Source organism: Mycobacterium sp. GA-0227b (genome assembly GCF_001499855.1).
Classification (GTDB): Bacteria; Actinomycetota; Actinomycetes; order Mycobacteriales; family Mycobacteriaceae; genus Mycobacterium.
In genome coordinates, this window is record NZ_LQIK01000029.1 from 114,916 (window position 1) to 134,063 (window position 19,148).

A 19,148-nucleotide genomic window follows, 5' to 3' on the forward strand; every position below is an offset into this window, starting at 1 on the left:
GCCTTCCGTTCATCGTCGATGACGACGGCTACTCCGGGGCGTCCGTCACTGCACCCCGTGAAGAAGCAGGGTGTGGCTGCTGCCGTCGATGACGCCGGCACGCTGGTGGGCGTCGGCGAGGAGTTGCGAGCCGGCGTGCTCGCGCGCCTTCTGGGGGTCGGTGACCTCAAACAGCACGATCGCCTCTTGCTGATCGGCGGCGTTGAGCGCGACGAAGACGAGGTTCATCCCCGCTGCCCGGCGAACCTCGGTGACCGAGTCGAACGCGGTGCGCCACCGGGTGTAGTCGGTGAATCGCTGTCTGATCAATGCGTACGGCATGGCTGTCTCCTAATCGGGTGCTGAAGGATGCGGGTGGTGGCAGATCGGTTCACGCTGCGGTGCGCTCGCACGCCCGGTAGGCGGTCAAGACGTTGAGGCGGTGCAGGTTTCGGCACAGGTCGAGCAGCCCCGCTTGAGCCGGCGCCGTCGGTCCAGGTAGGGCCGCGAGCGTCTCCATCAGGCCGGTGTCGAGGCCGTCGGCCCAGGGGTTCGTGCAGGACGCCGCGGTTTCCTCGACCGTACGGCCCACCCGGAATGCCTCCGCCACTTCGTCGTTCAGTCGCTCGAGGTACTCGAGTAGTGCGGTGATCGCCTCGGGTCCGGCTCCCATCGGCCCGTGGCCGGGAACGATCGTCTCCAACTCCGGGAGGGCCTCGCGCATCTTGCGTAGCGAATCGAGGTAGGGTTCGGGGCCGGCCTGCAGCAGCATGTGAGCGACCCCGGCATGGCAGAGATAGTTGCCCGTCCAGGCCGTGCGCGCCGACGGCACGTAGACGATGGTGTCGCCGGGACCGTTGCCGGGCCCGAAGTGATGCAGCTCGACGCTCTGGTCGCCGAGGTCGATCTCGGCATAGTCGTCGAAGACGACATCCGGCAGGCGCCAGGCGGTGATGTCGTCGAAAAGCGCCTTGTCGTCGTACATGTTCGCCGACCGCACCAGCTTCTCGTATTCCAGATCGGACATATTGTCGCGGTTGATGCGTGACGAGATGACGGTGACGTCGTCGGCGAACGCGATGTTCCCAAAGGTGTGGTCGCCGTGATAGGTGGTGTTGACCAGGTACCGGATCGGCGCCTCGGAAAGCTGCGTGGCGTGGCGCTGGATCGTGCGGCCCACATCGGCGACGATTCCGGCGTCGATCACCAGGGTGGCCTTCGACCCGAACACCACACCGTTGTTGTCCTTTGGGTGCCGGTTTGCCAGCAGCGCGAAGACGCCATCTGCGATGCGGTGGGGCCGCAGTTCTAGACCGACAGGGCTCAGGTCGGGTCCACGGAACCCATCCGGCCGTTCGGCGATCTCTTTGTCGAAAATGTGCATGGTTCTGCCTTTCATGGATGGGTTTCGCGGGAAGTCAGCGTCGGTCCAGGCCGGATAGTCGCCGTGCGAGACGCCGTCTGATCGCGGGGACCGTTCCGGCAATGCGCATGGCGCGGTTGCGGATCCGACGACGACGGGACGATACGGTGGCGAGGTCGGTGAGCCTGCTGGCGAGCGAGACAACTTGCTCTGCGGTGCGACGACGGTCGGAGGCGTAGTCGTCGAGGAGGCCGGCGGGCTCCCCGGAAAGCACACGGGACAGCGAACTGCCGAGCGCGACCGCGTCCTCGATACCCAGGTTCATCCCCTGACCGCCGGCCGGTGAATGGACATGTGCGGCGTCACCGGCGAGCAGGATCCGCTTGTCACGGAAGGCATCGGCGATGCGGTGATGCACGCGGAACCGCGAACCCCACACCACTTCCTCGATCACGACGGGCCTGGCCTTCGGCCCGCGTTCATCGAGAAGGCGTTGCACGAACGCCATGTTCGGGTGCTGGGGCGCATCGTCGACGGTCGCCACGATCCGGTACATCCCGTCGGGCAGCGGCGCGACCACCACCAAACCCGCCGGTGAGAAGTACAAGATGACCTCGTCGGCCGGCACACCGCCCGACATGCGCACGTCGGCCAAGGTGAACGATTCTTCGTAGGTGCCGCCGCTGAATAGGATGCCTGCCTGCTCGCGGACCGTGCTGTGCATGCCGTCAGCACCGACCACGTAACGCGCCCGAACCCGTTGTCCGTCAGCGAACGTCGCGTGGACTGCGTCGCCGTCCTGCACGATTTCGGTCACGGCCGCCGGACGGATGACCTTCGCACCCAGTTCCTCGAGCCGAGCCAGCAGGAACGCCTCGGTGTCGGCCTGGGAGATCATCAGGGTGTACGGGTACGGGGTGGGGAGCTCGCTGAACGGCACGGCGATCAGCAGGTCGTCGCGGTCGCGGATCGTGAACGTCGGTGTGTGGACACCGCGCGCGACCAGGTCAGGTGTCACGCCGTAAGGCTCGAGCAGTTCGAGGGTGTGCGGGTGCACGACGGCGGCTCGGGACGTGTTGGCGCCTTCGGCTTGGTTGTCGACGACGGTCACGTCGTGACCCTGTTGCGTCAAGACGATGCCGGCTGTGAGGCCGACGGGTCCGGCTCCGACAACGAGGACATCTGTCGGGGTGAATAGCATCTTGGCTCCTTTGTCAACGTTTGTTGGTCAACGTCTGTTGGCATCAAGGTATGCCGATTACCGGCTCTTGTCAACGGCTGTTGGCCTACAATCGTTGACATGAGGCGATCTTCGACCGAGACCAAGGCGGTCATCCTGGCCGCAGCCCGCGAGCGATTCGCGGCAGACGGGTACGACCGGGCAACCATCCGGGCCATCGCGGCGGAGGCCCGGATCGACCCGGCCATGGTGATGCGCTACTTCGGCAGTAAAGAGCAGTTGTTCGCCAGCGCAGCCGAATTCGACCTGGAACTGCCGGATCTGACGCAGGTCTCGCGGGACCGACTCGGGGCGGCCGTGGCCGCACACTTTCTCGACCGCTGGGAGCGGGATAACGCCCTGGTGATCCTGTTGCGCGTCGGTGTCACCAACAACGCCGTGGCGGAGCGGATGCGAACGATGTTCGCCGCGCAGCTCGCCCCGGCCATCGCACGGGCGATTGAGAATCCGCAGAACGCGGCGGTACGAGCGGGCCTGGTGGCCTCTCAGGTGCTCGGGATGGCGCTGTGCCGGTATGTGCTGGGATTCGGTCCGCTGGCGAACATGTCACGGGCCGATGTCATCGACTGGATCGGCCCGACGCTCCAGCGCTACCTGACCGGGTAGCCGGGTGAGACCAGCGCTCTGGTGGGTTACCGCGCCCCGGCTGTCGGCGAACGCGTCTGCGCACGAGGCCTGCGGTTCGCATTTAATACTCCACCCGGAAGTTGCCGATCAGCTGGACCACATTGTCGTCGGGATCAGCGATCGGAAATAGTCGTACGCCCCTATTCGCGTCGATGATCTCGCCGGTCCCAAGACCCAACTCGCGAAGTTCGCGAACGCCTTCCTCGAAGTCAGAAACGGCCAAGTTGAGCATCCCGTTGCCGGCGCGCACGGGGTCCTCGGTCACCTGCACCCAGCCGCCCTCGGTGACCTGCCATTCGACCAGGTTCGGCATCGGGTTGTTGTCGGGTTCGCGGCCGAAAAGCGTGGTGTACCAGGCTCGTCCTGCTTCGATGTCGCTCACCGCGACGACGGCCAGCACGAAGTCAACATGCACCATGATCAGTTCTCCTTTGCATCAGCGACTTCGGCGAATTCCGCTGCCAGGCTGTCCAATTGCTGCGCGGTTCCGTGTTCCCGCCACTCGGGCTGTTCCTGGCCGGGTAGGTAGATTCCGTGCTCGGTCAGCACTAGCCGGGTGTCGGCATCTTCTGCCCGGAACTCGACACTGGTGACCGAGACCGTCGACAGTCGGTCCTCTGTGTGCAGCGTCGACGTAGTGAGAATTCGTTCATTGAGCACGATGTCGGCGTAGCGGGCCTCATAGGTGAGCGCTCGACCCTCGCCATCGAACCCCCGCACCGTCTCGAGGCCGCCGACCACAAAGTTCTGAGAGTGCTCGGCGCCCTGGGCCATCCAGCGTCTGCGCGCCTCCGGATCCGCCCAAGCCTGAAAGACCCGCTCGACCGAGACCGGATAGCGACGCTCCAGCGTGAACGTCGAGTGCGTTATCTCCATGATCAATGTCCCTTCAGATAGTCGTCGAGTTGATCGAGCTGCCGTTCCCACTCCGTACGCTGGCGGCCGAGCCACTGCTCGGCTTCACGCAGCGCCATGGGTTCGATCCGGCAGCTGCGCACTCGGCCGACCTTTTCGGTGACGATCACCCCAGCCGCCTCCAGCACCTGCAGGTGCTGCATCACCGCAGGCAACGACATCGTCAGCGGCTCAGCCAGCGCCTTCACCGTCGCCGGACGGCGCACCAGCCGCTCGACAATTGCGCGACGGGTCGGGTCGGCGAGTGCCTGGAACACGCGGCCGATCCCGTCGGCACCGGATTGGTTAGGCACATACTTAACTATTACGGTAGACCGCGGGAAAGTCAAGTAAATCGTTAACTATTACGTCGGCGCCGCCATGCCGATCCTCGTACCGTCGCCGGGCCTCCGGCGACAGTTACGTCTAAACCCGTTGTGGCTCAGGCGAATTTTTCGTAACCGCGGATTCCGCCGTATGCAATGCTGTTACCACTCGTTTGAGCCATCAGCACACGGAGCCCGCCATGAAGCAGCTCACCGAACAGGACGAGAATGCGATCCTAGATCTGTTTCTCGGGATGTACTATTTCCAATTTCTGGCGTCCGCCGTCGAACTCGACCTGTTCACGGTGCTCTCCCGCTCGCCGGGTCTCACACGCGAAGAGCTCGCCGAGCAGCTGAAGCTCGAGAACCAGCCCGCGCGCATTCTCCTGCTCGGCTGCAGCGCGGTCGGCCTGCTCCGAAAGGAGGGCGACCGCTACTTCAACACATCAGGCGCGGAGCGGTTCTTCTCGAAAGCGCACCCGGCGAACATGGTGCCCGCTGTGCGAATGGCGAACCATATTCAATATCGGCCCATGGCGCGGCTCGCGGAGGCGCTCAGGACCAACACCAATGTCGGGCTGCAGGAGATCCCGGGATCCGCGTCGAACCTCTATATGCGGCTCGCGGAAAATCCGCCGTTGGAGAAGATCTTTCACGAGATGATGAGCCTCGTTTCGTTCGGAACCGCGGCCTTCCTCGCGGAAACGCTCGACCTGTCCCGTCACCGTCGGCTGCTGGACGTTGGCGGTGGCGAGGCGGTGAACGCCACCATCCTCGCGGGCCGCTGGCCCGACATGCATGTGACCGTCCTGGACCTTCCGACCGTCGCGGAATCCACCCGTGCCCGGCTGGCGGCGCAGGGGATGGCCGAGAGAGTCGCGGCCGTCGGCGGAGACTGTTTCGCGGAGGAGCTCCCCGAAGGATTCGATGCGATGCTGTTCTCCCGATTCCTCTCGATCTGGTCCGAAGAGAAGGTTCGCAGTCTGCTCGCCAAGGCCGCTCGGGCGCTGCGGCCGGGAGCGAGCCTCTATGTGATCGAGGCGCTGCAGGACGACGACGAGATGGGGCCGCCCTTCGTAGCGCACCTTTGCGCCTACTTTTTGACGCTTGCCTCCGGCGAGGGAATGGTCCGAACATGGGCTGAATGGATGAGCTGGTTGGAGGAGGCCGGTTTCGAGTCCTGCTCGCGGCGTTCTCTCCCCGGCGGCATGTCGGAGTTCCTCATCGAGGCCGTGAGAGCAGGTAACTGACGGTACCGTCAACCGGTTCTCCGATTCCGCGGAATTGCGCGCGCCATGGGTCTACCGTTGATGCGGTCGCAATGAGCTCTCACGAGGCTCACCAAAGGTGGGGTCATGGCCGACGCGATTGTCGTATTGCGGGGTCGTCTGAAATCGCCGACGGGCGGAAACCTGCCCCTCGGCTATCGGGTCACCGCAGCCTTCAGGCAGAACTTCGCGATCGATCCTGACGACGCCACAAGCGTTGTTCCCGTACCGGTCTCGCGCTCCGCGAGTACAGACACCGATGGGGTGTTCGCCGTCGAACTGGCGCCTGCGAACGAGATTCAGGGACCGGTCGCCGTCACGGCGCTGGCCCCTGACGGCTCGACCGCCGGGCAGATTACGGTCGAAACCGACGCACTGGAACGAGAAGTCACGCTCGACATCGGTGAGCTGGAACCGTTCGTCCTGACGCCCACCGACGACCCCACGCTCGGTCGACCGGTGAGGTTGACCGGACGTGCGATGGGGCCCGCCGGACAGAAGACCCCGGTCGGCCTCCCCGTGGTCATCTGGGGGATCGGACCGGACCAAGGGGCCGATGCCCATCCACTCGTGGTGACGCAGACACAGAAGGACGGCTACTTCTCCGGTTCGTGGCCTCCGGCGGCGTTGACGACGGCGTTCGGCACCGTAGCGGGAGGCCCGCGGATCCCGATTCCCTTGGACCCGCAGATGCGGTTGCCGCGCCGCGTCATTCTCGTTACCCCGCTTGATGTTTCGACTTCCGACGAGGATCCGTGCTCGTGCCATGCTTCGCCGCCTCGAGCACCCGACGCCGTCGACCTGGTGAGCAATTCGGCGACCTTCTCGACCGACCTCGGTGGCGGCCGTTGCGTCAACCTGAACACACCGAACCGAGTGCTGGAAGAGTTCTCGTATTTCAAGGTGGTGCGGACGACACAGCCAGAGGTGAAGGGCGTCACGCCGACTCGACCGCCGATCCTGCCGCCGCGGATCGTGTCGGAGTTGGTCGATCTCGTCGCCGAGCCTGCAGTCGATCCCACGGTCGGACGAGAAGCGCCCGATCGCCCCGTGCCGGAGCTTGCGCTCGAGGCGGCCGTCGCCAAACGAACACTCGGTTACCCCGAGAACGTGACATCGCGCGCGCTGGCGAACGTCGGCCTCAGCACCGAGTTCAGGCAAGTTGCCGACGTGGTCCGCGCCATCGCCTGCCCGGCCCCTGGGCGCGACGCGAACCTCGGCGTCGCGATCGACTGGGACGACTCGTCGCTGCCCTGGCAGGCGACCACCGTGGCGCACGGTCACCTGCTGCACTTCAAGCAGACGTGGCGCGCGGACGGTTACTCGATGGGCGACCTGTTGTATTCGCTGCCCCTGGCGCCATGCCAAAAGAAGGAAATCGCGGTAATCGATTGGGAGCGACAGGAAACGGCGACACGCCAGGAGCTGCTCGAAGAAGAAGAGGCGCTGACGTCCTTGCTCAGCCGCGATCGCGACGTCGCTGAAATCGTCGGCTCGTCGCTGGAAGAGGGCCAACGCGCGGGCTCCTCGACAACCGTGTGGGGCGCCAGCGGAGGCGGCGGACTGGGATTCATCGGATCGGGCTTCGGAATCTTCGCCGGGGCGGCAGGCGGTGGCGGAGGGGCCAGCTCCACCGCTTGGTCGGATTCGTCACGCAGTCTGAGCGCCAATTCGCTTCAGCAGATCCGCGATCAGACGATGCAAGCGGCAAGCGCGATAAGGGATCAGCGCGCCACGGTCGTCCAGGCATTCGGTCAAGGTGAGTCGATGAACGTCGAGACCGAAGTGGTGGCCAACCACAACCACTGTCATGCCATCACGGTCGAGTACTTCGAAGTGCTCCGGCACTTCCAGCTCTCACACGAGCTCGCGGATGTGCAGGAGTGTCTGTTCATCCCGCTGTTGATGACCTACTTCGACGAAGAGAAGGCGCTGCGGTGGCGGGAAATGTTGGACGGCCAATTGCTCGACCCCAGCTTGGGTGACGGTTTCGACTGTGCGCAGCGGGTCCGGAACAACTGGCTGAACAGCGACACCCCGCAGAATCGTTACAGTGAAGAGGCGCCCGAGCAGTTGGAGGGCGAACTTCGCATCAGCTTCATTCTTCCGCGGCCCCGTGACAACGAAGAGGCGAAGTTCGTTCCCGGCAACTGGGGTCCCTACCAACCGTATCTGTGGTCGAGCGCCGTCGAGTGGTGGGTGGCGAAGCTGGAGCGGCTCGCCATCGCAGAGCGGGATCGCGTCTTCCGGGAGGAAGCAGCCCCGCGCATCGCCGAGAACATGATCCAGAATCTTCGCTTCGGCTATGTCACCACCTCCGGTGGCGAGATCGAAATCAGCTTGGACGCAACGCTGGTCTCCCGCTACTCTGAAGGCGCGCCGCTCTACGTCAGCCTCCGGCCCGCGGGCGGATTGCCTTCGATCCCACGCGAAGAAATCGCCCGGTTCAAGATCTGGTTCGACGGCGACCTCCCGCCCGATGCGCGAATCATGGTGGAAAGCGGTGCCATCCGCTATCACACACCGCATCTCCGGCATTTCCTCTTCCAGGCGCCCCGGCTGCTGAACGACCTGGTCGACAACGACGCGGTAGTGGTGGCCACTCCTCTGTCGCGCGAGGAGCTACGCAGCCCGAGGGAAGAGGATCGGCAGCGCAGCCGCGAGCTCATCGCTCACCTGAACAAGCACCTGGAGTTCTTCCACCAGATCATCTTTCGCAGCTTCCACCCCAATCACCGTTACATGCTGCTCGACGGTTTCGAGGTGCCGGACGGGAGCGGCAGGAGTCTCGCGAGCGTGGTGGAGAACCGGCTGATCGGCATCGTCGGCAACAGTCTGGTGATGCCGGTGGCACGCGGACACCACCTCGATCCGATTTTCAACCAGGATGTCGAGCGCCCCATCGACCTGCTGGCGCACTACGCGCCGACCGAACCCGTGCCGGCAATGCGGGTGAGCGTGCCCACCCGCGGCGTGTATGCCGAGGCCATCATGGGCGACTGCAATGCGTGTGAGAAGAAGGACGACACCCGGTTCTGGCGGTGGCAAGAGGCCCCTTGCCCGGACGAGCCGACTCCGATCCAACCGGTGTCGACTGCCAGCCGCGCAACCGAGGCACCGGATGTGACGCCCACAGGATTCCCCGAACCGGTCATCAACATCCAGAACGCGCCGGCCGTGCCGGATCCCACCGGTCTGAGTCAGGCGCTCGGAATCCTCGGCCGCGCCGACCTTTTCCAAGACATCACCGGACTGGAGGGCAACCAGAAGAACGCTCTCGCCGCTCTACAGGGCACCATGAACACCGCAAAGTTCTTCGGCGGCAAGGCCGCAGACTTCGCCATGCAGCAGGAAACCAGCAAGAGCATCGACCGCACATTGGACAACATCGAGCGGGCCCGCGCCGCCGACCTCATCACCGACGAACAGGCGCGCGCTATCACCCGCAGCGCGCTGGAATCCATGATCGGTCAGTCGCGCCCCGCATCACAGGCACCGCAGGACTCACCCGCAATACAGAAGGCGATCGACGCGGCCTCTCAGGGGTCGAAGGGCGAGATCACGGTCACGACGCCGGGTGAGTCGGTTCAAGCGAGCTTCGAGGATGCTGAACCAGACGTGGCAGAGGAAGGCGTGACGGGCGGCGCGTTCGTCCCGCAGTTCGACAACTTCTCGAGTTGGGCCTCGATCGGTCTGTCGACAGGTGGACAGGTCAACCCGGTGAGCGGGTCTCCGGGACACACGAAGTTCGAAGAGCCGGCCGCAACGACGGCTCGTACCTTCCTCGACAACCTACTGACCACGAAGACTCAGCCGGGGATGGTGGGCCAGACCCCGGCGGTCATCGTCACCCAGATGCTCTGGGGCCGATCCGTTTTGGATCACGGACAATTCGCGAAGGTGGATCCGAGCGACCCCACCAAGTTCCAGATTCGGATTGCGGGCCGAATCTGCTATCCCGCGAATCCAAAGAAACCCAATCGCGTTGCGGGCACCACTCGCGTCCCGGTCGTCGCGATCCTGCACGGTTGGGCACCTCAAGACCTCGCGTTCGACAACTGGTCCGAGCTGGACCGCAAACAGGAGCAGCAGCCCAACGGCTCGCTGAAGGTGACGATCAGAGGCAGGGCCACCACCATCAGCCAGCCAAAACCCAGCTACCACGGCTTCGAATACCTGCAGAAGGAGTTGGCGAAGCACGGCATCGCCTCGATCAGCGTCGACAACACCATGCTCGACCTGGTCAACAACTTCCTGAACGCACGCGCGATCTCCTTCCTCACGACACTGGACGAATGGAAGAAGGAAGTCGACGGCAATGCCAAGAATCCGTGTCACGGCATGCTGGACTTCGACAACGTTGGCTTCCTTGGGCATTCGCGGGGCGGTGACGCCGTGGTGACCGCGGTGAAGATGAACAAGGCTCGCACATCGTCGACATCCGGACCGCGCAGGTTCGGCGTCAGTGCGGTCTGCTCGCTGGCCCCGTCGGACTTCACCGGCTCGGCTACCGACGACGCAGTCACGCTGGTGAACAACGACATGCCGGTCAGCCCTCTTCTCCTGACGTACTTGGTGGTGTATGGATCTCTCGACGGCGACATCCTGGGTGACAGCCTCGGCGCCCTCGGGCCCCACGGCACCCTCGCGGGAACGGGTTTCCGGCTCTATGACCGCGCGTTGTGCAGAAAGATGATGGTGTTCGCGAAAGGGGCCTGCCACAACCGGTTCAACACGAACTGGGGAACCGAGCCTCGCGTCATCACGACCGATCCGGCACTGCTGAATGATGCGAAGCATCAGACACTGGCGAACTTCTACATCGCCGGGTTCTTCAGGAACCGGCTCGGTGGAGAGTCGGCGTTACATCGTCGATTCACCCGAGACCAGAAGCCACCGGCAGGTATCACGGTTGCGCTGCAATACTCGTTCGGTCAGAAGAAGGTGCTCGACAGCTTCGAGGGACCGCAGAACGAGCTCGGTGTCGCACGCAACATGGCGATCGGAACCGTCACACCACTCAAGGACCTCGCCGTCAAACCGGCCGGCGCCCCGGCGCCGATCCCCCAGGGCCGACACATCCCGCATGTCACGGGCGTAGCGCACGCCGACGTCACGCTGGCCACCACATCATCGCGGTGGTTCACCGATCCTCTGCCAGACCCGATGGGCGCCAACTCCGACTGGTCGGCCTTCACGTTCCTGCAGTTCCGGTTCGGACAGTGGTACGACGTGACCACAGAGACGATCTCGGGCAAGCCCGCGCATCTGCGTGTCACGCTCGAAGACTTCGACAACAACTCGGCGGTGGTCAACGAGTCGGAGTTCTTTCCCGCCGAAGCGCCGGGAAAGCCGTTCGTACACAAACACCGTGAGCTGAACTCACCCGACAAGCTGTCCACGCTCCTGCGAATGGACACCGTACGCATCCCGTTGGCGCTGTTCAAGAAGCGCGGTGCCAAATTGAACAAAGTCCGAGCGGTCCACTTCGACGTGGACAAGACCGACAACACCCACGTCTACATCGACTCTCTTGAACTCGACCGGTGAGGTGACGAAATGCAGGTGACCAGAGCGCATTTCGAGGAGCTGGAGTCGGGCGCGGTTCCTGGCTTCGCGATGAAGGTGTACGTCGAGGGGGAGGACTTCGAGCGACGGGCGGTCCCATTGCAGGCGCGAGTCGGCGAGCAGCGGGTCGACCAACTCTTCGTCGCGCCGGATGGATCCGGGTTCGCGGGCGTGCTTGCGGAGGTACCGAATGACGGTGATCGGTTGTTCGTGAGGTACGCCGACGCCATGGAACTGACGACGAACGTCGTGTTCGGTTCAGAGGTGGTCGGCTGATGGTGACCTTGAGGGGCGAACTGTCCGCGGCCGTTGAAACCGACTTCACCCGTTTCGGTCTCACGGTTCTGTTCCAGCGGGTTGTCGTGCCGCCCCGTCGTGGAGACGAAGGGCTGTTGTCCCCGGCGTCCGTTACCGACCGGCCGGCTGCCGACGGCTCCTTCGCCGTCGACTTGGGACCCGACGACGAGGTGCAAGGCCCCTTCAAACTGCTCGTCACCTCGCCGACGGGAAACGCCGTCGCCGAGCGTGACGTTGCACCCGGTGACATCGGACAGCCCGTGGAGATCGAAGTCGTGCCGGTGCCGGCCGTCACGCTCCCCGCGGGGCGCGACCCGCTCGAAGGGGTCCGGCTAAGCATCAAGGGCCGGGTACTTCGCACGACGGGCGAACCCGCTGCCGCCGATCTTCCCGTCGTCCTGTGGGGCGCGTCCGAAGACAACGGGCCGCCGAGAGCGGTAGTGACGACCGCGACCGTCACCGGCGGCTACTTCACGGCGGACTGGCCGCCTGATCGACTCGCGCGGGCCTTCGCCACCGTGTCCGGCCTCGACGCCGGACCCCTTTCTCTCGACGACGAGCGCCTTCCGAGGCGGGTGGTCCTCGTGCTCGACCTCGCCGAGCCCCCGTTGCCATCGACGACCGATTGCGAATGTGAGGAAGCGTCGCCGCGCACGCCCGATCAGGAAGATCTCGTGGCGAATCCCGAAGCGTTCTCGACAGATCTCGGCGGCAGCTGTGTCGACTTCACCATGCCCAATCGAGTCCTAGAGGAGTTCTCCTTCTACGCCGTGGTTCGCACGACGCAGCCCGATGTGAAGGGGTTGACCGCAGACCCGCCGAGAGTGCTGCCGAAGCCCGTGGTCAAGAAGCTGCTCGAACTGTCACAGCGTGCCGATCTGGCCCGTGCGGCAACACAACCGGCATCCGGCGACGCCACGTCGACCGGCCGACCGTCCACCACGCGTTCGCGCGAAACCGGCGGTGCGACGGTGGCGACACGAGACGAAGCACTGGCCGGGGCCAAGCTCCATCCGCAGGTCGTTTCGGAGATGCTGATGGGACCGGGATTGTTCACGTCGGATCAGTTCGCCACCGCTCACCGCGTCTCCAAGTACCAACACGCGGCGGACCTCATCAGTGGTGCGCTGTTCAGCGGGACCCCCCGCGGTGCGGTGTCCGCGACAAACGCGATCGACTGGGACGGCACGGCCACGACTTACCAAGCGATCACCGTCGCGCACGGTCACCTGCTGACGCTCAAGCAGGTGTGGCGGGCCGACGGCTACTCGCTGGGTGATCTGCTGTACTCGCTGCCGTTGGCGCCATGTCAGAAGAAGCAGATCGCCGTCATCGACTGGGACCGCCGAACCGTCACCGCGCGGGTGGAATCGCGGACCGCCACTGAGAGCCTGCAAGCCACCCTCGCCCGTGACCGTGACATCAGCGAGATCATCAGCACCACTCTCACCGAGTCGATGCGGGGTGGGTCGAAAGCGAAAACATGGTCGGCCGGTGGTGGATTCGGCGCATTCATCGGACCGCTGGTGATCGGCGGAAGCGGTGGCGCCAGCGGATCCAGCTCGACGGCATGGCAGGACTCGGCTCGGCACCTGGCGGCATCCAGCTTGCAGCAGGTGCGAGATCGCACCCTCCAGGCCGCGAGTTCCACACGCAGCCAGCGCAGCACAGTCGTCCAGACCGTCCGGCAGGGCGAAACCATGCGTGTGCAAACGGAAGTCGTGGCCAACCACAATCACTGCCATGCCGTGACCATGGAGTACTTCGAGGTGATGAGGCATTTCCAGGTGACACACGAGCTGGCGGACGCCCAGGAGTGCCTCTTCGTGCCGATGGCCGTCAGCTATTTCAACGGAGACCGGGCGCTGCGGTGGCGCGAATCGCTGTTGACCGCGTTGCGGAGACCCGAGCTCGCCGGCGGTTTCGACGCTCTCAACAGGATGCAATCAAACTGGGCCAACGCCGATTACCCGCAGGGGCGATACGCAGATGAGCGGGTGAATTATCTCGACGGCGAGTTCCACATCTCGTTCGATCTTCCGCGCCCGGCGGACACCGACGACACGGACCTCTTCGATGCCGCGCAATGGACGCCGTACCACGGGCTGTTGACGCCGGCCGACTCGACGGAGACACAACCTCAGGCGGCCCAACGGATCTGGACGACGTTCCTCGGGCTCGAGCGACCGGAGAACCGAGACCGGGTGTGGAATGCGCAACTCGCGCCCCGCATTGCCCAGCGTCTGGTCAACCAATTCCGCTACGAGTTGATCCTCGATGACAACTCGACACAGCCGCTGGACATGGACACCACGCTGGTGGGCCGGTTCCGACAGGGGACAGCACTGCTGGTCAGCATTCGTCCCGTCAACACCACCCCGAATGTGGTGCGCGCACGGATCAAGACTTTCCGGATCACCACCGCCGCCAGTCTCCCGGTCGGCGGCCGGGTACTCGTCGAGAGCGGTAGTGCCAGATATCGAACCGACCATCTGGCGCGTGACTTGTTCAACGACTACCGGATCAACAACGACCTCAACGCGATCGATCACGTCGACGTCGCTCTCAGCCTCGACGCGCACGAGAAGTCCAATCCCCGTGCGCGAGACCGCGATCTCGCAGAACGTCTGCTCGACCACTTGAACAGCAATCTCGAGCACTACCTGCAGGCCACATGGATGCTGATGGATCCGAACAAGCGCTACATCCTGCTCGACGGCGTGCCCGCGCCTGGCGCCGCAGGCAAAAGCGTCGCCAGCGTATGCGAGAACCGTGTTTTGGGTGTCGTCGGGAACTGTCTGGTGTTACCCGTAGCGCCCGGATACCACCTCGACCCCACCTTCGAAGAGTCAGACAAGGCGACTCTCTTCGATGCGTACCGCCCGACGACACCAGTATCACCGATTCGCGTCAGCGTGCCGACGCGGGGAGTCTTCGTCGAGGCTGTCATGGGGGCGTGCAACTCCTGCGAGACGCCGGACGACACCCGCTTCTGGCGTTGGGAAGAAGCTCCTTGCCCGGACGATCCGCCACGAATTCAAGACGTCGCCACCGAAAGCAGGGCCAGGGGCGAACCGGTACTGACCCCCACACCCTTTGCATCTCCGTTGGTCAGGATCCAGAATGCGCCGGACCTGCCCGCGCCCGCATCGCTCGCCGCCGCAATGAACCTGATCGGGACACCGAATCTGTTCAAAGACATCACCGGGCTGGACCTCAATCAGCAGAACGCGGTAGCCGCTTTCCAGTCCGCGCTCGAAACGGCCCAGTTCTTCGGCGGCCGCGCAGCCGACCTCGCGCAGCAGCGATACCTCAACGGCGCGATGGACCGAACGTTGAAAGCGATTTCGGAGGCGAAGAAGAAGGGCCTGCTCGATGACGAGGGTGCCGAGGAGTTGACGCAACAAGTACTCCTCGGCTCGGTCGGCGATCGACAATCTGAACAGCCCCGTCCGACCTCCAGCGCCGCCGTCCAACGTTTCCTGGACCGAACGGCCGCAAGCGCTTCAAGCGAAGTAAACGTCAACCGCCCTGAGGGATCGGTCACCGTGAAGGCGGGCGATGCGTCGAGCGTGAACTTCAACGTCGAACCCGTGGTGCCGTTCATCCGGCAACCCGACCTCCTGACCTGTTGGGCGGCCGCCGCGGCAATGATGTACGCATGGCGGCACGGGGAAATGGCCTCCATCGAGGAGATTCTCGGACGTCTCAGCGCTCGCTGGTCGGAGATGTATGCAGCCAAAGAGCCCATTCCCAACTCTGCCCTGCCAGATCTGATGGCCGATCTCGGATTGGTTTCCGAGCCCCCGGCGAACTACTTCCCACGCGGGATCGAGCGGCTGCTGAGAACCGGTCCTCTGTGGGTGGTGACCGACGAAGACATGACGACCAACGGCATGACACACGCCGAAATCATCACGGGGATAGTCGGGGACGGCACACCGGACAAGACCAGGGTGTTGAGCAACGACCCGAGCGAGGACAAACCACGAGAGAGGCTTTTCAGCGAGCTACAGGCTCGACTGCAGGCCGCTGATGTGGTCACAACCGGATTCGGGATTTATCACTTCCCGGGCAACACGTAAACGCAGTACCGGCCTCGCGTGCCGCGCGCGGGTCGACGGCGATAGCCTTCCTGGCATGCCTCGGTCGTTCGACTGCTCTGTCGAATCCTCGGTCACTGTGCAACAGATTCACGCCGCATTCTCCGAGCGGGACTATTGGCTGGAGCACATCGCGCCACACAGTGAGACGACCGAACTCGACTCATTCGCCGTCGATGCGAACGGCGACGTACGGCTGAGGGTCGTCCAGAATCTACGGACCGCAGTTCTACCCGGCTTCTTGAGCAAACTCTATCCCCGTGGTCTGGAACTCGTGCAGGACGAGACGTGGATTCTGGATCGCGGGGTAGAAGTGCGCGGGGAGGTACACGTTCACGCCCGCGGCGCACCGGGCTCCGCGCACAGCACCGTTGTGATGGTGCCGTCGCGCGACGGCGCGCGCATCATGTGCAGTGGAACCATCAAAATCAAAGTTCCGATCGTCGGAGGAAAGCTCGAGAGTTATTTCGGTCGCCACTTGGCCGATCAGACACCCGAGATGCTGCGCATGGCCATGAAGTGGATCAAGGAGCGTGCCTGACGCCGTCGCCCACGGCCATGCAGGGAAGCGGGAGGGATGGAAAACCGCAATTGCGTGGTCGGGCGGCAAAGATCGTGATTCACTGACCTTCTCGGGGATCACTTGACGGTTGTCAGGGGGAGACAGTGGCTGACAAAGGTGCTGCTGATCGCGAGCAGAACGACGACTCGGAGTTCGCGGTGGACGTCCGCGTCCGCGTAAACCCGGGCAAAGACACCGAAATTCACGGCGTCATCGTCGAGGACTTCGGCGAGATGGCGGCGGCAGCGGTGGACATCGGAACCAACCATTTCGCCGATCCTGCCCGACGCTGGGCGGTGATCTCCGATGAGGGGAATCTCCTGTTCGCAGATTCCGACCAACTTTCCCGCGAGTGATTCCGAGACCCGAAGTGCTCTACTCGTCCGACTAGCGAACGACAGATCCACTGCGGATTCGGCACCCCTGCACAAGCCCTACGGCGGCGGCGGAAGTCCCGGTGGTGGTGGCGGTGCACCCTGCGGTGGCGGGCCCATCATCGGCACGGTGATGGGCGGCAACCCCGGGATCTGCACGATCATCGGATTCACCGGAGGAGGCGGGGGGCCACCCGGCGCACCCGGTGGAGGCGGCGGCTCTTCCCGCCGCGGCGGCGGCGCGGGCGCGACCCCGTTACTGGTGTAGATCGTGACGACGGACCCGGGGATGGTTCGACCACTCGGGGTCGTGCCCACCACGGCACCATACGATGCGTAACTGTTGACCGGCGTCGGTTTTTCGGCCACCTGGAAACCGGCATCTCGCAGCCGCTGGCGGGCGGTTTCGACGTTCATGCCCGACACGTCGGGCACCTCGCCACCCGGTCCGCCGTCGACGTAGCGGGGATCGGTCGGCGGAAGACGCACCTCGCCGAAATCGGTGGCGATCGGCTTCATCGCCTCGAACCAGGTGCGTGCCGGCTCGTTACCGCCGTACAGGTCGCCACTCGAGCACTTCCGTAGCGGGAACGAGCAGATCTCGGACGGCGAGTTGGAGTCGTCGAAGATGTAGACACTGCCCGCGTACTGGTTGGTGAAGCCGACGAACCCGGAGGACCGGTGGGATTCGGTCGTGCCGGTCTTGGCCGACAGCGGCAGGTCCCAGCCCACCGAAGCGGCCGCGCCCGCCGCCGTGCCGCCACCCTTGTCGTCCTTGCTCAGCGCATTCGCCAGCGTGTTCGCCAGTCCCTCCGGCACGGCTTGGTCACAGCTCTCCGTGGTGAATGTGACCTCCTTGCCATCGCGGTCGACGATCTTGTCGATCGGAGACGGTGGGCACCACACGCCGCCAGAGCTCAAAGTCGCTGCCACGTTGGACAATTCGAGTGCGTTGAGCTGGAACGGTCCCAGCGTGAACGACCCGGCGTTCTGCTTCTTGATGAAGTCAGCCAGACTTTCGTTGCCTGTCGGGTCATATGCACGCGCCGTTCCGGGAACGGCATACGAGCGCAGCCCCAACCGAACGGCCATGTCTACCGCGCGGGGCACTCCGACTTGTTGAATCAACTTGGCGAACGCGGTGTTAGGCGAGGTGGCCAGTGCGTTGGTGACATTCATCGAGCCGGGGTAGGTGTTGGACGCGTTGCGTACGCACCAGGTCTCCTTGGGGCAACCCGGCGTATCGCTGCTGCCCAGCCCTTTGGCTTGGAAGAAGCCCGGAACGGCGAGTTGAGTGTTGATTCCCATGCCCATCTCCATCGCCGCGGCGGTGGTGAAGATCTTGAAGATGGACCCCGCCCCGTCGCCGACGAGCGAGAACGGCTGCGGTTGCACCGTTTCGCCGGCGTCGTCGTTGAGGCCGTACGTCCGGTTGCTGGCCATCGCCAGCACGCGATGCGACTTCTTGCCCGGCTTGATGACGCTCATCACGCTGGCGACGCCTTCCAGCGTCGGGCTCGCGACCTTGTCGATCGCGCGTTTGACCGACTCCTGGACCTTCGGGTCGAGCGTGGTACGAATCAGGTATCCGCCGCGCGCAACCTGTTCCTTGCTGATACCGGCACGTGCGAGATAGGCCAGCACATATTCGCAGAAGAACCCGCGGTCGTTTGCGGCGATGCATCCGCCGGGCAGCTGTTTGGGCGAAGACAGCACACCGAGCGGCTGGGACTTGGCGGCGCGAAGCTCGTCGGCACGCTGAGGAAGGTGCTGGATCATGGTGTCCAACACCAGATTGCGACGCTGCAGCGCGCCTTGGGGATTGATGTAAGGGTCCAGCGAGGTGGGCGATTGAACCATGCCGGCCAGCAGCGCCGCCTGCTGCCAATTCAGCTGCGACGCGTTGATGCCGAAGTACGTCTGAGACGCATCCTGCACCCCGAATGCCCCGTTGCCGAAGCCGACGAGGTTGAGGTAGCGGGTGAGGATCTCGGCTTTGGTGAACGTCTTGTCGAGCGTCAGCGCCATCCGCATTTCGCGCAGCTTGCGGGCGGGTGTCACCTCCACCGCGGCGCGCCTCTCGGCGTTGGTCTGGGCCGTCACCAGCAACTGGAAGTTCTTGACGTACTGCTGCTCGATGGTCGATCCGCCGCGGGTGTCGAGGTTGCCGGAAAGATAGCCGGACAAGCCGGTCAGCGTGCCCTGCCAGTCCACCCCGGCGTGCTCGGCGAACCGCTTGTCCTCGATCGACACGATCGCCAGCTTCATCGTGTTGGCGATCTGATCGGTCGCCACCTCGAACCGCCGCTGGCTGTACAGCCAGGCGATCGGTCGACCTGCGGCGTCGACCATCGTCGTCACCTGCGGGACGTCTTCCTCCACCAGCTGGGCCGACCCGTTGGCGACTATGTCCGAGGCGCGATTCGACAGCAGCCCGAACCCGCCGGCGAACGGAAACATCATGGCCGCCGCCAACACACCAGCCAGCAGGCAGCACAGTCCCAGCTTTGCGACCGTCCCCCCGGCCGGTAGACGCTCCGGCATGTC

14 protein-coding genes are annotated in these 19,148 nt (G+C 64.3%); 7 read left to right on the forward strand and 7 right to left on the reverse strand.

Annotated features, from left to right (window positions below; genetic code table 11):
- Window positions 1–45: 45 nt before the first annotated feature.
- Genes AU185_RS16405 through AU185_RS16415 form a run of 3 tightly spaced genes read right to left on the reverse strand, consistent with a single transcriptional unit; the run spans window position 46 to window position 2,543 of the window.
- Window positions 46–321, reverse strand: a complete 276-nt coding sequence (locus tag AU185_RS16405; protein ID WP_059101025.1) for a hypothetical protein — start codon at window positions 319–321, stop codon at window positions 46–48.
- A 49-nt stretch (window positions 322–370) separates the two neighbouring features.
- Window positions 371–1,363, reverse strand: a complete 993-nt coding sequence (locus AU185_RS16410) for an MBL fold metallo-hydrolase (RefSeq protein WP_156425550.1) — start codon at window positions 1,361–1,363, stop codon at window positions 371–373.
- 34 nt (window positions 1,364–1,397) lie between these two features.
- A complete protein-coding gene (locus AU185_RS16415) occupies window positions 1,398–2,543 on the reverse strand; it encodes an FAD-dependent oxidoreductase (RefSeq protein ID WP_059101023.1) in 1,146 nt (381 codons plus the stop codon).
- Between the two features lie 99 nt (window positions 2,544–2,642).
- Between AU185_RS16415 and AU185_RS16420 the strand changes: the two genes are divergently transcribed.
- On the forward strand, window positions 2,643–3,188 hold the full coding sequence (locus AU185_RS16420; RefSeq protein ID WP_059101022.1) for a TetR/AcrR family transcriptional regulator: 546 nt from the start codon (window positions 2,643–2,645) through the stop codon (window positions 3,186–3,188).
- A gap of 82 nt (window positions 3,189–3,270) precedes the next feature.
- Here the strand turns inward: AU185_RS16420 and AU185_RS16425 are convergent, their stop codons facing one another.
- Genes AU185_RS16425 through AU185_RS16435 form a run of 3 tightly spaced genes read right to left on the reverse strand, consistent with a single transcriptional unit; the run spans window position 3,271 to window position 4,417 of the window.
- Window positions 3,271–3,627: a VOC family protein gene (locus AU185_RS16425; RefSeq protein ID WP_231740392.1), complete on the reverse strand. Its 357-nt coding sequence runs from the start codon at window positions 3,625–3,627 to the stop codon at window positions 3,271–3,273.
- A 2-nt stretch (window positions 3,628–3,629) separates the two neighbouring features.
- Entirely contained in the window at window positions 3,630–4,085 is a 456-nt protein-coding gene (locus tag AU185_RS16430; protein WP_059101021.1) for an SRPBCC family protein, read from the reverse strand.
- A gap of 2 nt (window positions 4,086–4,087) precedes the next feature.
- Window positions 4,088–4,417: an ArsR/SmtB family transcription factor gene (locus AU185_RS16435; RefSeq protein WP_059101020.1), complete on the reverse strand. Its 330-nt coding sequence runs from the start codon at window positions 4,415–4,417 to the stop codon at window positions 4,088–4,090.
- Window positions 4,418–4,629: 212 nt separating this feature from the next.
- Between AU185_RS16435 and AU185_RS16440 the strand changes: the two genes are divergently transcribed.
- From AU185_RS16440 to AU185_RS16465, 6 genes are all read left to right on the forward strand, one after another.
- Complete coding sequence (locus tag AU185_RS16440; RefSeq protein WP_082683931.1) at window positions 4,630–5,679, forward strand: methyltransferase; 1,050 nt, start codon at window positions 4,630–4,632, stop codon at window positions 5,677–5,679.
- Between the two features lie 105 nt (window positions 5,680–5,784).
- Complete coding sequence (locus tag AU185_RS16445) at window positions 5,785–11,247, forward strand: alpha/beta hydrolase (RefSeq protein WP_059101019.1); 5,463 nt, start codon at window positions 5,785–5,787, stop codon at window positions 11,245–11,247.
- Window positions 11,248–11,256: 9 nt separating this feature from the next.
- The gene (locus AU185_RS16450; protein WP_059101018.1) at window positions 11,257–11,541 is read left to right on the forward strand and encodes a hypothetical protein; all 285 of its coding nucleotides are present in this window, start codon (window positions 11,257–11,259) and stop codon (window positions 11,539–11,541) included.
- Window positions 11,541–15,647 (forward strand): papain-like cysteine protease family protein, encoded by a 4,107-nt coding sequence (locus AU185_RS16455; RefSeq protein ID WP_059101017.1) that lies wholly within the window; start codon window positions 11,541–11,543, stop codon window positions 15,645–15,647. The genes AU185_RS16450 and AU185_RS16455 overlap by 1 nt, the downstream gene beginning before the upstream one ends.
- A gap of 55 nt (window positions 15,648–15,702) precedes the next feature.
- The gene (locus tag AU185_RS16460) at window positions 15,703–16,206 is read left to right on the forward strand and encodes a DUF2505 domain-containing protein (protein ID WP_059101016.1); all 504 of its coding nucleotides are present in this window, start codon (window positions 15,703–15,705) and stop codon (window positions 16,204–16,206) included.
- 125 nt (window positions 16,207–16,331) lie between these two features.
- Entirely contained in the window at window positions 16,332–16,583 is a 252-nt protein-coding gene (locus AU185_RS16465) for a hypothetical protein (RefSeq protein WP_059101015.1), read from the forward strand.
- A gap of 78 nt (window positions 16,584–16,661) precedes the next feature.
- Here AU185_RS16465 and ponA2 read toward each other — a convergent pair whose 3' ends face one another.
- The gene (ponA2, locus tag AU185_RS16470; RefSeq protein WP_059156989.1) at window positions 16,662–19,145 is read right to left on the reverse strand and encodes a transglycosylase/D,D-transpeptidase PonA2; all 2,484 of its coding nucleotides are present in this window, start codon (window positions 19,143–19,145) and stop codon (window positions 16,662–16,664) included.
- Window positions 19,146–19,148: the final 3 nt, after the last annotated feature.

Coding starts and splice junctions, on each gene's coding strand:
- AU185_RS16460 (WP_059101016.1), top strand. CDS start 15,703: ATGCCTCGGTCGTTCGACTGCTCTGTCGAATCCTCGGTCACTGTGCAA.
- AU185_RS16455 (WP_059101017.1), top strand. CDS start 11,541: ATGGTGACCTTGAGGGGCGAACTGTCCGCGGCCGTTGAAACCGACTTC.
- AU185_RS16425 (WP_231740392.1), bottom strand. CDS start 3,627: ATGGTGCATGTTGACTTCGTGCTGGCCGTCGTCGCGGTGAGCGACATC.
- AU185_RS16450 (WP_059101018.1), top strand. CDS start 11,257: ATGCAGGTGACCAGAGCGCATTTCGAGGAGCTGGAGTCGGGCGCGGTT.
- AU185_RS16410 (WP_156425550.1), bottom strand. CDS start 1,363: ATGCACATTTTCGACAAAGAGATCGCCGAACGGCCGGATGGGTTCCGT.
- AU185_RS16430 (WP_059101021.1), bottom strand. CDS start 4,085: ATGGAGATAACGCACTCGACGTTCACGCTGGAGCGTCGCTATCCGGTC.
- AU185_RS16420 (WP_059101022.1), top strand. CDS start 2,643: ATGAGGCGATCTTCGACCGAGACCAAGGCGGTCATCCTGGCCGCAGCC.
- ponA2 (WP_059156989.1), bottom strand. CDS start 19,145: ATGCCGGAGCGTCTACCGGCCGGGGGGACGGTCGCAAAGCTGGGACTG.
- AU185_RS16405 (WP_059101025.1), bottom strand. CDS start 321: ATGCCGTACGCATTGATCAGACAGCGATTCACCGACTACACCCGGTGG.
- AU185_RS16440 (WP_082683931.1), top strand. CDS start 4,630: ATGAAGCAGCTCACCGAACAGGACGAGAATGCGATCCTAGATCTGTTT.
- AU185_RS16415 (WP_059101023.1), bottom strand. CDS start 2,543: ATGCTATTCACCCCGACAGATGTCCTCGTTGTCGGAGCCGGACCCGTC.
- AU185_RS16445 (WP_059101019.1), top strand. CDS start 5,785: ATGGCCGACGCGATTGTCGTATTGCGGGGTCGTCTGAAATCGCCGACG.